The sequence below is a fragment of the Chryseobacterium sp. ERMR1:04 genome (genome assembly GCF_001297705.1).
GTDB lineage: Bacteria > Bacteroidota > Bacteroidia > Flavobacteriales > Weeksellaceae > Chryseobacterium.
Genome location: NZ_LIRF01000003.1, coordinates 1285946 through 1302584, shown reverse-complemented (window position 1 = coordinate 1302584; position 16639 = coordinate 1285946). Strand labels below are relative to the sequence as shown.

The following is a 16639-nucleotide window of genomic DNA, read 5'->3' as shown; positions in this document are numbered from 1 at the left end:
TAACAAAAAGTTTTTATTAATAAAAACTTTTTGTTATCCTAAAATCGAGATTTTTAAATTTAATGGATATTTACAATATACAGTCGAAATAAGAGATTTTTAATTATTTCTTATAAATGCAATTACTAAATTGTAAACAATAGCACTATCTGGGGTTTCTAAATCCAACTGAATGTTTCCTCCATTATCAAAAAAACGATATGTAGGAAGGCTTGTACTTCCTCTATACTGTGTTATTACAGGAGTAAATTCGGAAAGACTAACGCCGGTTGCAACAGTTACGGGTGCAGCATTTACAGCCATTGATCCAGTATATGTAGCTGGAGTGGGTTTTGCTGAAGAACGAGTAGTATAGCCTAAATTACCGTTAGCGTCTGCTACTACATTACGAGTGTAAGTTGCATCTGAAGTTGCGTTGTTAAGGGCTCTTACTCTTTGAGTTCCATTAACGTCCAAACTTGTAGTTGGAGCGGTTGTGTTTATCCCTACTTGTGATAGGCAGAACGAAGAAATGCATAGAAATCCTAGGGAAAAGAATGATGTTTTCATAATGAGTTTTTTTATTGTATTATTTAAGCTAAAAAAATAATAAAAAGTATAAATATTTAAAAAAAAATATCTATTTGTTGGTTTATTTTAAGTGTAAAAAGCTCAAGTGAGAATAGTTTACATTTTGTAAATCATTAGAACATATTGTAAGTATCATGGATACAAGCTAATTAAGTATTTTATTCATCATAAAATGAATTAAAGCTAATTAAATTCGGTTTTAATAAATTGCTAGTATTGGTAATTCAAGAGGGATTATTATGGTGTTTTTTTGCTATTATTTTCTTTTTTTGATGCTAATTTTTTGAAATCATGAGGGTAATTCCCGCTCATATCTCAAAAATAATACTTTCCTCATTAATCTTTTTCACCACACTTTCTGTACGTTCTCTATGTGTATCTGTAATGAAGATCTGTCCAAAATTTTCCTGATTCACTAACTCTATTAATTGAGAAACTCTGTGATCATCAAGTTTATCAAAAATATCATCCAATAAAAGGATAGGAGTCTTTCCTGTCAATTCTTTTACAAGACTCATTTGGGCCAATTTTAAAGCAATAAGAAAAGATTTTTGTTGACCTTGTGAACCAATCTTTTTAATCAGAATAGAATCCATATCAAAAAGGAGATCATCTTTGTGAATTCCCTTTGAAGTGTAGGTGAGCATTCTGTCTCTTTCCATATTGTTTTTTAACAGATCTCTGAAAACTTTGTCAGGTTGAGCGGGATCGAACCCATCAAATAAATGAGACTCGTAGATCACGGAAACCGTTTCTTTTCCGCCAGAAATGATGTTGTAAAAGTTCTGAACAATAGGATTAAGTTGTGATACAAATTCTTTCCTTTTTTCAAAAATTTTAGTTCCGGATCTGGTAATAGGATCATCATAAATATCGAGAGAATCTTTATCGAAAACTCTGTTTTTAGCGAAATATTTTAACAAAGCATTTCTCTGCTGAATTGTTTTTTGATATTGAATCAGATCAAAAAGATATTCAGAATTGGTCTGCGAGATCATGGAGTCCAGAAACTTCCGTCTGCTTTCTCCGGAATCAGAGATTAAGTTAGAATCATAAGGAGAGATCATTACACTGGGTAAATAACCAATATGATCGGCCATTCTATCATAGCTTTTATCATTTTTTTTAATAATCTTTTTTGATTCTTTAGGTTGCGATATTTTAAGGATGTCTTCGCTGTCATCGTTTTGAATTTCAGCATCTATGGTAAAGAAATCTTCATCTCTTTTGATGTTATTAACGTCTGTATTTCCCAAAAAACTTTTCCCAACAGAAAGATAATGCAAAGCATCCAATATATTCGTTTTTCCCACGCCATTATTTCCCACGAAACAATTGATCTGGGGAGAAAACTCAAATTTTTTCTCAGAATGGTTCTTGAAATTATACAGGGAAAGTTTATTAATAATCATTCGTCAAAAATACTCCAATATTACTAGAAATAAAAAAGGAAGTACCGAACAAGTTTCAACGCCGAAAGAAAAATAGGCGTCTTTTCTATTGTTTTCGGCGAAATAAATAAAAAGATAGGTTATAATACTGGTCAGGAAAAAGGCCAATGAATAGTTAAAGTCTAAATAAAAAATAGCTAAAATAGTACTCACAAATACCAGTGAATAAGCAATATACTTTGTCTTTTGAACACCAATTAATATAGGGAATGTCTTCACCGTATCACTTTTCATATCCCGAATATCGAAGGGGAGAACCAAGGCGGTAATAAAAAAGAAGCTTATTAGAAAAATAGGAAGATTAAATTCATGTAAAGTTAACCAACAATTAACAAGAGCCCAAACCAACCCTACATAGAATACCTTTAGCAAAGGGATTTTCCGAATGTAAACATCAAGGAAAAAACTGTTGTAAAGAAGCCCTAAAACAACGATAATAAACCATTTTACCAATCGTATTTCATTGTGATTATAGATGATAAGAAAAGCACAAATAATGCCTGCCACCGCATTAAGGACAAGGATTTTAAAGAAGTGTTGGGTGCGTTGGTATTTGGTATAAAGATAACCACTGAAATAAGTGATGAATATAAGGATAACAGTAGGCCAACGGAACGTGTTTTGCTCTAGCATGAAAAATACTGCGAAAAGTGTTCCCATTAAGGAGACATAAAGTTGACTGTCTATAACAGTTTTTTTGAGTATTTTTAAAGAATTCATTTATACAAAAATAACATATATGAAAAAATTAGCCAAGATTTTTGTGCTTTTACTTTTAATGCTGAGTCATTCAGTCATTTTCGGTCAGAAATATTATACAGACCAATGGAAAAAAATAGAAGAGAATAGCAAAAAAGGAGCTTATAAATCAAACCTTCCCGTTATTTTAGACATACAAAACCACGCGATGAAAGAAAACAATCCCCTTCAGCTTATCCGTTCCTTAAAGGCAGAATTCAGTATTGTTAATCAGACGACAGATGATGATAAAAATGATGCTGCCTCAAAGTTTTTTGCTAAACTTCAAAAGGCTGATTCCAATTTGAAAGGCGACGGCAAGTTGGTGTATAAAGTCTTGCTGAATAGTTTTTTCATGGATTATTATAATGAAAACTCTTGGAAGATCAATAGAATGACCAACGTAAGCGCTCAAGATATTTCTCAGATTGAAACTTGGAGCAAACTGGATTTTAAAAACTATGTAACTAAAAATTTTCAGGAGTTAGATAAGGAACAAGCTGAAATGAAAAAAGTTTCTTTAGCAGGTTATAAAGAGGCTTTTTCCAATACAAAAGATATTGCTTATTTCCCCACGTTACTGGATTGGTATTCTTTGAGAAAAGTGAATTTCTTGTCTGATAACGGACTTTTTACAAAAAATGAACTTACAGAAAATAGAACGAAGATTAATACTATTTTTGATGAATTGATTGCTCAGAATACAGGAAATTCTAAGCTGTATTTCATGCATCAGAAATTATCAGAGAATTGTAATTTCAATCAGTGTAAAGATAAACTGGAGCAACTCCAAAATCTCGTAAAATCTAATACGGAAGGAGATTATAAAGTCTTGGTGATGGAAGAGATCATGACGCAGCTTCATGACAAGAAGAAATCAAAAGAAGCGCTGGCCATTGCTGTTCAGGCAAAAAGCCAATATCCCAAATCACCTTTTATTGAAAATATTAAAAACAAAGAAAATGAGATTATCAATCCTTCTTTAAACATTAAATACGAAAAGCAGACTCAGGCAAATCTGCCTATTCACATTGCTGCAGAATATAAAAATGTTTCAGATTTTTCAATCAATATCTATGAAGTAAAAGGAGATTATACTTCTGTGATGCAGTATGTGAGAAGTTCTTATGGAGATTCATACAGTAAGATCAAAAAGACTTTGGTGAGAAAAGAGGTATTTCAAGTGTCTGATCCTAAAGATTATCAGGCTCACAAGACGTCATTGGAGATGAAGCCTCTGCCTTCCGGAGTTTACGTTGCAGAATATTCTGTTGCAGGTTCTAATGCAAAGGATAATGATTCCAGACAGGATTTCTACTTTTTAGTTTCGAATAACAGAATTGTTTATCAAACTAAAACCGATAGAAATCAGCTTTCTAACGAGCTTAAATTAGTCAGCAGTGAAAACGGGAAGCCGGCGAGTAACGAAAACCTTACATTTTATGAATTTATTTCTAATAAGACATTAACAAAAGTTGATGGAAAAACGGATGATAAAGGAATATTTAAATTTCCATCTACCACAAATAAGGATTATTACAGAACATTCCTGATTCAACAGCCAAAGAGCAATGATTTCCAAATCATGGAGGTGTATGGAGATGATAGAGGGGTAGAATACCAAAATCCGAATAAAGAAACCCGTACAAAAGCTCAGATTTTTACAGACAGAGCAATTTACCGACCTGGACAAACTGTTTATTTTAAAGTAATTAATTCTAAAATTGATAAAGAAATTGAGTCGGTTTTTTCTGGTTTGAAGCAAAAAATAACGTTGCAGGATACCAATGGACAAGAAGTTACGTCTCAAAACTTCACAACGAATGAATTCGGGTCTTATCATGGAAGTTTCATTCTTCCAAAAGGAAAGCTAAATGGGGTCTTTTATTTAAGAACTGATAATGGAACCGAGGGCTATAAAGACATTCGTGTTGAAGAATACAAGAGACCGAAGTTTGAACTTAATTTTGATCCTGTAAAGGAAGAGTATAAATATGGACAAACCATAGAATTAAAAGGAAAAGCGATGATGTTTTCTGGTGTTGCGTTGAGTAATACGACAGTCAACTATGAGATTAAAAAACACAATATCAGATGGAGGTATTTCGGGTGGTATCCACAAGGTGATGATAACGAAAATTCAATTCTTGGGGAAGCGAAGACGAATGAAAAAGGAGAATTTGTTATTCGTTTAGATCTTAAAAAGGATGAAAAATTAGAAGGTATTCAGATTGATAATTATGAAATTAATGCTTCTGTTACCGATATCAATGGGGAAACCCAGTCTGCCGATACGCAGTTGAAAGTGGCTTCGGTTTCACATTATATTAAAGCAAATGAGATTAAAAATGTTTTTGCAGATGAAAATGTAAAACTGAAAGTAGAAACTAAGAATTATAATGAGCAGGATCTTAAAAAAGCATATCAGGTTAAGTTATCAAAATTGGAAGTTCCTAATAGAATTTTCAGAGATAATTTCAAATCGGCAGTTCAGGATCTTCCAAAATATTCAAAAGAGGAATTTATTAATAAATTTCCACACGATCTGTTTGATAAAAACGATGAACTAAAAAACTGGAAAATTTCTTCTGTCATTCTGAATGGAGCGACGCGAAGTGAAGAATCTCTTGATTTAGGAAAACTGGAAGCCGGAGATTATCAATTAGAATTATACAATATAGAAGGAAAAGACACCATAAAATCTTCTCAGAATTTCAGTGTTTGGGATAAGAATTCTTTAAAATCAACTCAGAAAACATTCTTAACCGTTTTGGAACCTAAGAATGAATTTTCAAGAGGGGAGAAGGCTAAGATCTTCGTTTATTCTGCGATTCCTGATGCTTTAGTAAATATTTTTGTACAGGACGGTTCAGGAAAAACAGTTTCTGAAACCCAAAAATTCAAAAACGGAATGTTGGAATTTTCGGTTGAAGTTCCAAAAGATAAAAGTGTATCAACATTGAATATTCAGTTTCAGGTAGTGGCATTTAATGATGTTCAGACGCAATCTGTCAATTTAAAAATAAAAGATACTGAACAGCCATTGAGAATTGAAACGGTGACGTTCAGAGATAAAATAGAGCCTAATTCGAAAGAAAAATGGTCAGTAAAAGTTTTAGGCAATGATAAGGAAAAGATTAATGCTGAAGTCTTAGCGAATATGTATGATATGTCTCTGGATCAGTTTGCTGCAAACAGCTTCAATTGGGAAAAATTATATACTTCATATTCAATCGTAACTTCTTATGATATCAGACAATATTTGGAACAGAGAAATTATGAAAAACGAGTTGGCTATTTAGATGGAGCCAATGTAGACGTACCGCAGTTTAATTGGTTTGATGGAGAAATCTATTATGATAAGAGGGTTTATGGTAGATTAGGAAATGCAGAAGGCGTGAAAAGTGCAGCTTATGCACCTGCACCAACAGTTGCAATGGCAGGAGCAAGAATGAAATCTAAGTCTAAAGAATTAAGTGAAGATAAAATAGAAGTAATTCAAAATGTGCTTCCAGAAGCTGTAAAAGCTCCTAAAGTTGAGACTCCTCCTCCCGGAGAAAATTTAGATAATGTGAAAGTTCGTCAAAATTTAAACGAAACTGCTTTCTTCTATCCAGATCTAAAAACCGATGCACAAGGAAATGTAAACTTCGAGTTCACTTCTCCGGAAGCATTAACAAAATGGAAGCTGATGTTCTTGGCTCACACAAAAGATGCAAGAGCAGCAACATTAGAAAAACAAGTGGTAACGCAGAAAGAATTTTCTGTAACGCCAAACTATCCGAGATTTTTAAGAGAAGGAGATGAGTTGAATCTTCAATCAAAACTATCCAACTTAACGAGCAAAAAATTAAGCGGATCAGCAAACCTTCAAATATTAGATGCGTTTACCAATGAAGATATTTCTTCAAAATTTGGATTACATGCAAGCACTCAGAATTTTGATTTAAATGAAAACGGAAATTCAGCTTTAACTTGGAAGGTAAAAGTTCCTAATAATGCTTCATCAATCATTTTAAAAGTGGTGGCAAAAGCGGGTGCTTATTCTGATGGTGAACAAAAGGCGGTGGCTATTCTTCCCAACAGAATGTTGGTGACTGATGCTGTGCCTGTATTCGTAAAAGAAGGCGAAACGAAAACTTTTGTGTTGGACAATCTTAAAGACGCAACCTCTCCAACGATTTCAAATGTGTCTAATACGTTGGAATTGACGACCAATCCGATTTGGGAAATTATGTTTGCGCTTCCAAGTTTGAAAAATGATCAGAATAATTCTGCGGATGTAATCTTTAATAAATGGTTTGCCGATGTGTTGGCTTCAGAAATATTCAAGGCTAATCCGAAAATGAAAACGGTGTTTGAAGAATACCAAAGCAAAGGATTATTAAATTCAAATCTTGAAAAAAATCAGGAATTAAAACAATTGTTATTAGAAGAGACGCCTTGGGTACTGGAAAGTAAAAATGAAGGAGAGCAGATGCAGAAACTGGCCTTGTTGTTTGATGCGAATACAATGAAAAACTCAATCAATCAGGATTGGGATGATTTCAAAAAACTGCAAAATCCGGATGGAGGTTTCTCTTGGTATCCTGGATATCCAAGTTCGTATGGAACTTCTCTATACATTCTTAAAAACTTAGGAAAGATTAATTCTTGGTTGAAAGATAATGTGAAAGAGTATCAAAATGCAGCACAAAACGAATTGGTTGCTAAACTGGTTCAATATCTAGACAATGAGATTGATAAATATTCAGAGGTGAAAAAAGAAAACGTTTGGAACAATTGGTCATTAGATTATCTTGATACCAGAAACTATTGGGAAAAACAATATCCTTTAAAAGGAAAAGGAGCCACATTGAAAGCTTTGGTAAAACAGAAAGCAAAAACAGCGAAGATCACAGATTTTACCTTCTTCGGATTGCATCGTGCTGCTTTATTGATGAGCAACTACGGACTGAAAGAGACTTCAGATAAATTAATAAACCACTTAAAAGAAACGTCTACCGACACAAAAACTCAGGGAATATATTGGAAGCAGAATTTAAATGATTGGGGTTGGTTTGGTTCTAAAGTGGTCAATCAGGCAGGTGCATTGGAAGCTTTTAATACTTTAAAACCGAACGATCAGAAGTTTATCGAAGACATGAAAATCTGGTTGATCACGCAGAAAGAAGTGAATTCTTGGGGAAGTTCAAGAGGAACGTCAGAAGTAATTTTCACAATCTTAAATTCAGGAAAATCATGGACGACTGCAGAAAGCGATAAAGCAACCATCGTTTGGGGTGGAAAAGAATTACAACCGCAAACACAGGCAACAGGTTATGTGAAATCTACAGTGAAAACTGATGTTGTAGATAAAAACCTAGGAACGGTGACAGTAACAAAACCAGGACCTGGAATTGTTCAGGGTGGATTATTCTGGCAGTATTATGAAGATTTAGATAAAATTAAATCATCAGAAAATTACATCTCGATTACTAAAGAGCTGTACAAAAAAGTGAAAACAGTAAACGGAGAAGAGTTACAGAAAATCTCACCGGAAACACCTTTAAAAGTAGGGGATAAAGTGACCGTAAGAATGATTCTGAATACAGACAGAGCCATGGAATTTATTCATATCAAAGACATGCGTGCTGCAGGATTTGAGCCTGTAAATGTATTGTCTGGTTACCAGTGGAAAAATAACTTAGGCTATTATCAGTCTACAAAAGATGCTTCTACCAACTTCTATATTCAGTACATGCCGAAAGGGAAATTCGTATTTGAATATGATTATGTAGCCAATGCTTCGGGTAAATTCTCCAACGGAATCACAACGATGCAAAACTTTTATGCCCCTCAGATGAATGCACATACAAAAGGCTCGAACATTCCGATTTCGGAATGATTTTTGGCTGTACCCGAATAAACAAAATGAGAAAAATGAATTATTTTAAAAAAGTAATTACAGGATTGGTTCTGTTAGCAGGCGTAACTGCTTTTGCGCAAGACAAGACAGATCAATATAAAATGAAAAGGACAGATGGAAAAGAACAGATAGATGCTTTTCCAAAAGCTAAAGAAGGCTATAAGCAAGTTTATATTCAGGTACCGACTGATAAAAATGAATCAGATTTAAAGATTGAATTTTTTGTAGGTATTGAAGGAATGTTTGATTGTAATCATCAATCTTTAGCAGGAAAAATAGAATCTAAAAATTTAGAAGGTTGGGGCTATTCGTATTATGAAGTAAAATATAATGGAGGAATGCTGACAACCAATAAGGGATGTGGTAGCCAAAAAGCAACTAAGAAATTTGTTTCTTTTCAGCCGGAGATTGTGAGATACAATAGTAAATTACCGGTGGTATTGTACGTTCCAAAAGATATGGAAGTACGGTATAGAATTTTACGTCCAGATGGCGACATGAAGAAAGCTATCTAAAAATAAAACAGGCTTTATATTATAGACTAAACTCCTCACAATCTGTGAGGAGTTTTAGTTTTACGAAACATCCAATTAAAAAATCTGCGTAATCTGCAAAATCAGCGAGAGAAAAATTAAATTTTACCATAGAATCGAAATTATTGTTCTATAAGAATCAGCTCCAAATAATACAAAGGATTTCAATAAATAAGCTAAATGATGCACAGAGATTAATTTTATGAAATGTTCCGGATGAATGTGCATAGAAAAGTTTCAAACGTTAAAATTTGGAACGATTTTTGGCTATAACCGAATAAATAAACAAAATGAGAAAAATGAATTTTTTAAAAACGGTAATTACAGGATTAGTGCTGTTGGTAGGAGTAACAGCTTTTGCACAAAACAAAACGGGCAAATACGAAAAACTTGATATAGAAATGTACCCAAAAGCCAAACCAGGATATAAGCAAGTATATATTCAGGTTCCGATTGAAGAAAATGAATCAGATTTAAAAGTTGAGTTTTTTGTAGGCATTGAAACATTGGTAGACTGTAACCGTCATACTTTAGTAGGAAATGTAGATTCTAAGAATTTAGAGGGCTGGGGATATTCGTATTATGAAGTAACGTATGATGGAAAAATGATGTCGACCAAAATGGGATGTGGAAAAGCAGCAAAGACCAAAGAATTTGTTTCTTTTCAACCTCAGATAACTTCTTACAATAGCAGATCTCCTTTGGTATTTTATGTTCCAAAAGATATGGAAGTACGTTATAAAGTGTTACGTCCAGATGGAAGCATGAAGAAAGCTATTCAGAAATAAATAAATCTAATATACATAACCAACTCCTCGCAATTTGTGAGGAGTTTTTAGTTTCCCAAAACATCCAAATAAAAAATCTGCGTAATCTGCAAAATCTGTGAGAGCAATATAAACTTAGAAAAGTCAGATAAAATCTAACCCACAATTATTCAAACATAATCAACCCTTTACAATCTATGAGGAGTTTTAGTTTTACAAAATATCCAAATAAAAAATCTGCGTAATCTGCAAAAATCCGCGAGAGCAATATAAACTTGCACAGCTCAGATAAAATCCAACCTTAAATTATTCAAAAATAATATACATAATCAACTTTTAATTTTAAATTCAGACTAAAGAATTATAAGAGCCGAATGTTGATATTTTGGAATACTTTTTGAGTGTAACGGAATAGACAAACAAAATGATGAAAATGAATTATTTTAATACAGCACTTACAGGATTAGTCCTGTTGGCAGGAGTAACTGTTTTTGGACAAAACCAGACAGAACAATACAAAATGAAAAGATCAGATGGAAAAGAAAACATAGATGCTTTTCCAAAAGCTAAAGAGGGATACAAGCAATTTTATATTCAAATACCTAAGGATAAAAAGGGAAAGGATTTAAAATTTGATTTTTTCGTAGGTTATGATGCGATGGTAGATTGCAATAGCCATTCCTTAACAGGAAATGTGAAAGTTAAAAATTTGGAAGGATCACGTTATAAATATTATGAAGTGGCATCTGACGGTTCTATGCTTACGACCAACAGAGGATGCGGTGGCCAGGCAGCGACTGAAGAATTTGTTTATTTTCAGCCAGAGATAAAGACTTACAGCAGTAAATATCCTTTGGTTCTTTATGTTCCAAAATCTATGGAAGTACGTTACAGAATTTCAGGTTCCGATGCTCCGATGGAAAAAGCCGATCAGAAATAAAATAGACCTAATTATATATCCTAAACTCCTTACAATTCGTGAGGAGTTTTTAGTTTCATAAAACATCCAATTAAAAATCTGCGTAATCTGCAAAATCCGCGAGAGCAATAAAAACCTACACAAATCAGGTAAAATCCAACCCTAATCAACTCCTTATAATTCGTGAAGAGTTTTTAGTTTCACAAAACGTCTAATTAAGAATCTGCGTAATCTGCAAAATCCGCGAGAGCAATAAAAACCTACACAAATCAGATAAAATCCAACCCTAATCAACTCCTTATAATTCGTGAAGAGTTTTTAGTTTCACAAGACATCCAAATAAAAAATCTGCAAAATCCGCGAGAGCAATAAAAACCGATACAAATCAGATAAAATCCAAACCCACAAAAACCACTATGCATCGCAGATGAATATTCACAAAAAAATCAATACTAATAAGGCTTTGGAATAGTTTTTGGCTATAAGCAAGTAGAAGAATATTAAAATAAAATAAAACGAAATGAAATTTTCAAAAACAGTAATGACAGGGTTAGTGATGTTGATCGGTGTAAATGCTTTTGCACAAAAGAAAGCTGACAAATTTGAAAAACTACAGATTGAAATGTTCCCTAAGGCAAAAGAGGGGTATAAGCAGGTATACATTCAGCTTCCGATTGCTAAAAACGAAAACGATCTAAAAGTAGAGTTTTTTGTAGGGACTGAAAAAATGATGGATTGTAACAATCAGTTTTTGATGGGAAATGTAAAATCTCAAGACCTTCAGGGTTGGGGCTACAACTATTATGATGTAGAATCTAAAGGAGAAGTAGCGAGTACATTAATGGGTTGCCCAGATCAGAAAAAGACGAAAAAATTCGTTTACATTCAGCCGGAAATCGTAAGATACAACAGCAAATTACCATTGGTATTTTATGTTCCGAAAGACTTGGAGGTTCGTTACAGAATTTTGCGTCCAGACGCTACAATAAAGAAAGCCGTTCAAAAATAAACTTGAACAATTTACATATCAACTCCTCACATTTTCGTGGGGAGTTTTGTTTTTATAAACCATAAAAATCTGCGTAATCTCCATAATCTGCGAGAGAAAAATGCCTTCATTTAATTACTCATTACCAATTGCTCATTACTTATTTTTCAAGAGCTATTTCCAGCTATCAACTCTTACTCCTCTCACCATCCACGCTCCAACTCTCAAACCCTCCAACACTCTCACTTTTTTATTTTTAGGAGCTATTTCCAGCTTTCCGCTATATCTTTTTTGTTACGACCTCCGCTTCGCTCCGGCCGCAACAAAAAAGGATGTCGCTCCAATCTGGGCTAAGGGTTTTGTCTTTCTTTTCAACAGTCACGATCATTATGAAGTTTGTCATCCTGGAAGGATCTCAACATCGAAATTCAAAAAATGGGATAGAGATTCTTCACTCTATTACATTCCATTTAGAATGACAGATTCACTGCTTATTGTTTGATAAAAGGAGTAAGCTATTTATTCACAGCATTCATCATGTCTAAACCTAACAGGTTTCGAAAACCTGTTAGGTTTGCTTTAATACTTAGAAAATTATATTTTAACATTTCATTTTTTAGACTTCTTAGCTTTACAAGAGATGAACTACTTATTACAAGTCAATGAATCTAATTTTTAACCTAAAAAAATGTAAATTAACATAGAATATCTGGGTAGGGTATTCGTCACCATTACCAATTCCATTCATTGCGAGGAGCGAAGCAATCTCAAATAAAATAATAAAGAAAACCATAACATCACTTTGTCTTTCTGGAAGAATCTCAACCGTATTATTAAAGTAGATTTAGATTCCAGGCTCCACTGTATTTCGCTCTGAATGATAAAAAACAGTGAATAATATTGCTGATTGAAATGACTTTGCGTTAAAAAAATATTCAAAATAAATGAATCCAAAGAATTTTTTCAATTAAAACAAAGATTAAATTTCAGTTAAACGATTCTTCTGAAACAACTATGAATAAAGGATTTGTGTTAAACGGAATTTAAACTTCTTTTAAACTCACCATTTAGTGAGTGTTTTAGGGGGATATAAGATATTTTTGCATTATATTTGTTGTAAACATGAACCATGAAAAGCAATTTATTGATTTTTACGCTCGGTTTTTTTCTCCTTCCAACTGTTGGTTGGGCACAATCTGCGCCCGAGTTTAAAGAACTTTTAGACAGTGCGATGGTTCGGGATTCGGATCTTAAAATGCAGATTACTCAAAATAAACTGACCGATCTTGACGAGCATAAACTTAAAGATATCTTTCTTCCAACACTGGAAGTTAGCGGACAAGTTGGCTACATTAATGCTACAGCTCGCCTTACCTCTCCGGAAATTAATCTCGCTCCTTTTATTCGTATTCCGGAAGGAAGTTTTAATAATAATTTAAATATATCCGGTTTCTCAGGAATTGCAAAAACAGAGGCAAAAATGCTTTTGTATTCAGGAGGTAAAGTGAAATATTTAAAGAAGGCGATTGAAGAGAAAAAAATGTCTGAAGATATTTTATTAGAGAAAACCAAAGATGAAGTAGTGGCGACTATTTCCAAAGCGTATGATCAGTTGGCATTAGTTCATCAGTCTAAAAGAGTGTTGGATGAAAGTAAAAAAAGATTGGATATCAATCGTAAAACAGCAGATAAAGCATTAGGTTACGGTTTGATAACTCCTTATGATCACAAGAAAATAGAACTGGCTCAGGCAACTTTAGATGCAAAAGTCGTGGAATATGAAGGGAAAAAAGAATTGCTTCTCACCCAATTGTTCATATTAACAGGAATTCAAAAAGAACGCCTGAGAATGATAGAACCTGTTCTTTCTCAGGTTGAGTTACTAACCCCCGAAAACGGAATTGAAAAAAGAGCAGAAGTGCGTGCCTTAGAACACGGAATTGTTGCTGCAGATTATAAAATAAAAGCCGAAAGAACCTGGATGATTCCAAAGGTTCAGTTAATGGCTTCTGCTTATTATATCGGGTTGTATGGAAGCAGAATTAAAACTTCTGAAAATGTAATTCCTGCCGTTCCTGCAATCGGTTATGAAGGAGCCAAATTAGATTGGCGACCAACCAATATCAATATTCTTCCTTTGTTTACGGCAGGGGTTGGATTTAAATGGGAGATTTTCGATGGAAGAGAAGGAAAACACGCCGAAGAAACTGCCCGAATTGGGAAAGAAGTTCTCTTGAATAAAAAAGAAGATGCGCTTAAAAAACTGACGTTGAATTTAGCCAACAATCAAACCAATTATGATATCGCAACGGCACAGATTGCTCTGAAAAGTAAGCAGAAAGAATTGGCAAAAAATGCATTGGTTCAGGCCGAAAAAGAATTCAGATACGGAATCAGCAAATCATCTCAACTCATAGAAGCTGAAAGTGATCTTGAAGCTGCTGAACTAGAATATCAAAATACGATCTTCAACCAGAGAAGAGCAGGAATAGAATTGATGAGGTCTACTCAGGAATTGGATATTACCAGACTTTATTAACCCCTTAATAGTAAAATGATGCAAAAAAATATATCTCTCTTATTTGTAATTCTGTTTTTATTGGGAAGCTGTGATGCAAAAAAAGAAAACCTCAATGATTCGGAAGGTAAAACCAAAAAAGATGTCATTTCTTTTGTTCCGAAAGTGACGGGTAGAATTGTGAAAATATATGTTACAGAAGGGCAAACCGTAAAAAAAGGTGATACCTTGGCTTTACTGGATATTCCTGAAGTTTCTGCTAAAATTGCTCAGGCTCAAGGCGCGGTAAGTGCAGCAACAGCTCAGGAGCAAATGGCAAAAAATGGGGCTACGGCAGACCAGATGAAACAGTTACAGGCTAAATATAAAGGTTTAAAAGAGCAATATGATTTTGCCCAGAAATCTTTTAAAAGAGCTTCCAATATGTATCGTGACAGTTTGATGTCTCCACAGGCTTATGATGAGGTATATGCTAAAATGCAGGGTGCAAAAGCACAATATGATGCCGTAGTTGCGGAATTGGATGATGTAAAAAGAGGAACCCGTTTTGAAAAAGTAGAAATGGCTGCCGGACAGGCTTCACAGGCAAAAGGGGCTTTACAGGAAGCCAATGTGGCGTATTCTGAAAGATACATCATCGCCACCAATGATATGGAAATTGAAACGATTAGTTTGAATGCAGGAGAATTGGCGACCGCTGGTTTTGCTTTGTTCAATGGGTATATTCCTGAAAGTACGTATTTCAGATTTACCGTTCCCGAAAGTAAAATTGCAAAATATAAAAAAGGGCAGGCTGTGAATATGCAGGTTGTTTACAATAAAGAAAATATAGAAGGAACCATTGTTTACATCAAGCAGCTGACAAGATATGCAGATATTACAACGGCTTATCCCGATTATCAATTGCAGGACGCGATCTATGAAATAAAAGTGAAACCAAAGGATATGAATAAAGCTAAAAATATTCTGGTAAATGCTAATGTTATCCTGAAATAATTATGAAAGAATTTTTCCGACTTTTAAAACGAGAATTCAAGCTGTTTATCGGCAATTCGACATTAAGAACCGTTTTCTTTCTGGCGCCGGTTTTCTATGCCACATTATTGGGTTTCGTATACAAAAGCGGAAAAGTTGAAAATACACCTGTATTGGTCATTGATAGAGATAATACGCCATTATCAAACCAATTAACAGAAATGTTGGAAGACAATAAAAGTATTAAAGTCATCCGATATTTACAGGAGCCGTTCAGTATTAAAGATGAGGTCATCAAATATGAAGCCGCTGCGGTAGTGATCATTCCTTCAAAATTTGAAGGCAACATGCTGCAGAAGAAATACCCTGAAGTCAATATTTACATCAACACAGGAAACGTTTTAACGGCCAATTTCGCGACTAAAGGACTTCAGTTGACCATTGGGACATTCTCAGCAGGAGTTGCCATGAAAGCCCTTCAAAAAGCCGGAATGCCAGCTTCAAAAGCAGCAACACAATACGAACCTTTTAAAGCCAATTATATTACCCTTTTCAATACCACCAGTAATTATTTGATCTTTATGTGGCCGGCCATGTTGGCAGTGGTTTTACAGCAGGTTATTTTATTGGCAATGGCGGTAAGTTTTGCAGCAGAGTTTCAGGGTGGATCTTTCGTTAAAGAATACTTTAAGATGAGAAAATGGGCGTTCCCAACAATGTTGATTAAAGTACTTCCGATTTGGGTGTTTTCAATTCTTATTGTTGGTATTTATTATTTCATGCACATGATTTTCAGGGTCCCGATGCCGGAAGGAATATTCAATTTTATCATGCTGACCGCCGTTTTTGTAGGTTCAGCTTCATTTTTGGGAGTTTTGATCAGTATTTTAATTCCTGATGCGTTGAAAGCAACTCAAATCCTGATGGTTATTGCATCTCCTGCATTTATCATTAGCGGATTTACATGGCCATTGAGTGCAATGCCTACTTTTGTTCAGTTTCTTGCGAATATTATTCCTTTAACCCCATTCTTACAGGCTTTTAAAATTTTACTCATTCAAAAAGGCTCTGTGGAACTTACTTATCCCTATTTAAACCATCTGTTGGTTCTTCTTATTGTCTATGCTGTTTTAGGCTGGATTGCTCTTAAAATTAAATTATGGTTAACATTCAGATATGTAAAACCCGAAGTAGAAAATAAAGAGGGTTCTGATGAAGATTTCGAACAATAATTTATTGTAGGAAAAACTTAAAATTTATCGATTTAATACT

General features: G+C 34.1%; 11 protein-coding genes. 8 read left to right on the top strand and 3 right to left on the bottom strand.

The genetic code is table 11. The annotated features are described in order from the left end of the window. Positions 1-99: 99 nt before the first annotated feature. The 3 genes from AMQ68_RS06030 to AMQ68_RS06020 form a co-directional block, all read right to left on the bottom strand. Positions 100-549, bottom strand: coding sequence for a hypothetical protein (locus AMQ68_RS06030; RefSeq protein ID WP_054509670.1), 450 nt, complete (start codon positions 547-549; stop codon positions 100-102). A 329-nt stretch (positions 550-878) separates the two neighbouring features. Further along, on the bottom strand, positions 879-1982 hold the full coding sequence (locus tag AMQ68_RS06025; protein ID WP_054509669.1) for a DNA replication/repair protein RecF: 1104 nt from the start codon (positions 1980-1982) through the stop codon (positions 879-881). Between the two features lie 3 nt (positions 1983-1985). Beyond that, entirely contained in the window at positions 1986-2681 is a 696-nt protein-coding gene (locus AMQ68_RS06020; protein WP_241775062.1) for a hypothetical protein, read from the bottom strand. Between the two features lie 79 nt (positions 2682-2760). Here AMQ68_RS06020 and AMQ68_RS06015 point away from each other — a divergent pair, with 79 nt between their 5' ends. From AMQ68_RS06015 to AMQ68_RS05980, 8 genes are all read left to right on the top strand, one after another. Then, positions 2761-8646 carry an alpha-2-macroglobulin gene (locus AMQ68_RS06015; protein WP_054510042.1) on the top strand — a complete coding sequence of 1962 codons (5886 nt, stop codon included), beginning with the start codon at positions 2761-2763 and terminating at the stop codon, positions 8644-8646. A 35-nt stretch (positions 8647-8681) separates the two neighbouring features. Beyond that, on the top strand, positions 8682-9182 hold the full coding sequence (locus AMQ68_RS06010; protein WP_054510041.1) for an ecotin family protein: 501 nt from the start codon (positions 8682-8684) through the stop codon (positions 9180-9182). A gap of 317 nt (positions 9183-9499) precedes the next feature. Next, positions 9500-9988 (top strand): ecotin family protein, encoded by a 489-nt coding sequence (locus tag AMQ68_RS06005; protein ID WP_054510040.1) that lies wholly within the window; start codon positions 9500-9502, stop codon positions 9986-9988. 412 nt (positions 9989-10400) lie between these two features. After that, the gene (locus AMQ68_RS06000) at positions 10401-10907 is read left to right on the top strand and encodes an ecotin family protein (protein WP_054510039.1); all 507 of its coding nucleotides are present in this window, start codon (positions 10401-10403) and stop codon (positions 10905-10907) included. Positions 10908-11406: 499 nt separating this feature from the next. Then, entirely contained in the window at positions 11407-11895 is a 489-nt protein-coding gene (gene eco, locus AMQ68_RS05995; protein WP_054509667.1) for a serine protease inhibitor ecotin, read from the top strand. Positions 11896-13003: 1108 nt separating this feature from the next. After that, positions 13004-14413: a TolC family protein gene (locus AMQ68_RS05990; RefSeq protein WP_054509666.1), complete on the top strand. Its 1410-nt coding sequence runs from the start codon at positions 13004-13006 to the stop codon at positions 14411-14413. An 18-nt stretch (positions 14414-14431) separates the two neighbouring features. Continuing rightward, positions 14432-15388 carry an HlyD family secretion protein gene (locus AMQ68_RS05985; RefSeq protein ID WP_054509665.1) on the top strand — a complete coding sequence of 319 codons (957 nt, stop codon included), beginning with the start codon at positions 14432-14434 and terminating at the stop codon, positions 15386-15388. Between the two features lie 2 nt (positions 15389-15390). Continuing rightward, positions 15391-16599, top strand: coding sequence for an ABC transporter permease (locus AMQ68_RS05980; RefSeq protein ID WP_054509664.1), 1209 nt, complete (start codon positions 15391-15393; stop codon positions 16597-16599). Positions 16600-16639: the final 40 nt, after the last annotated feature.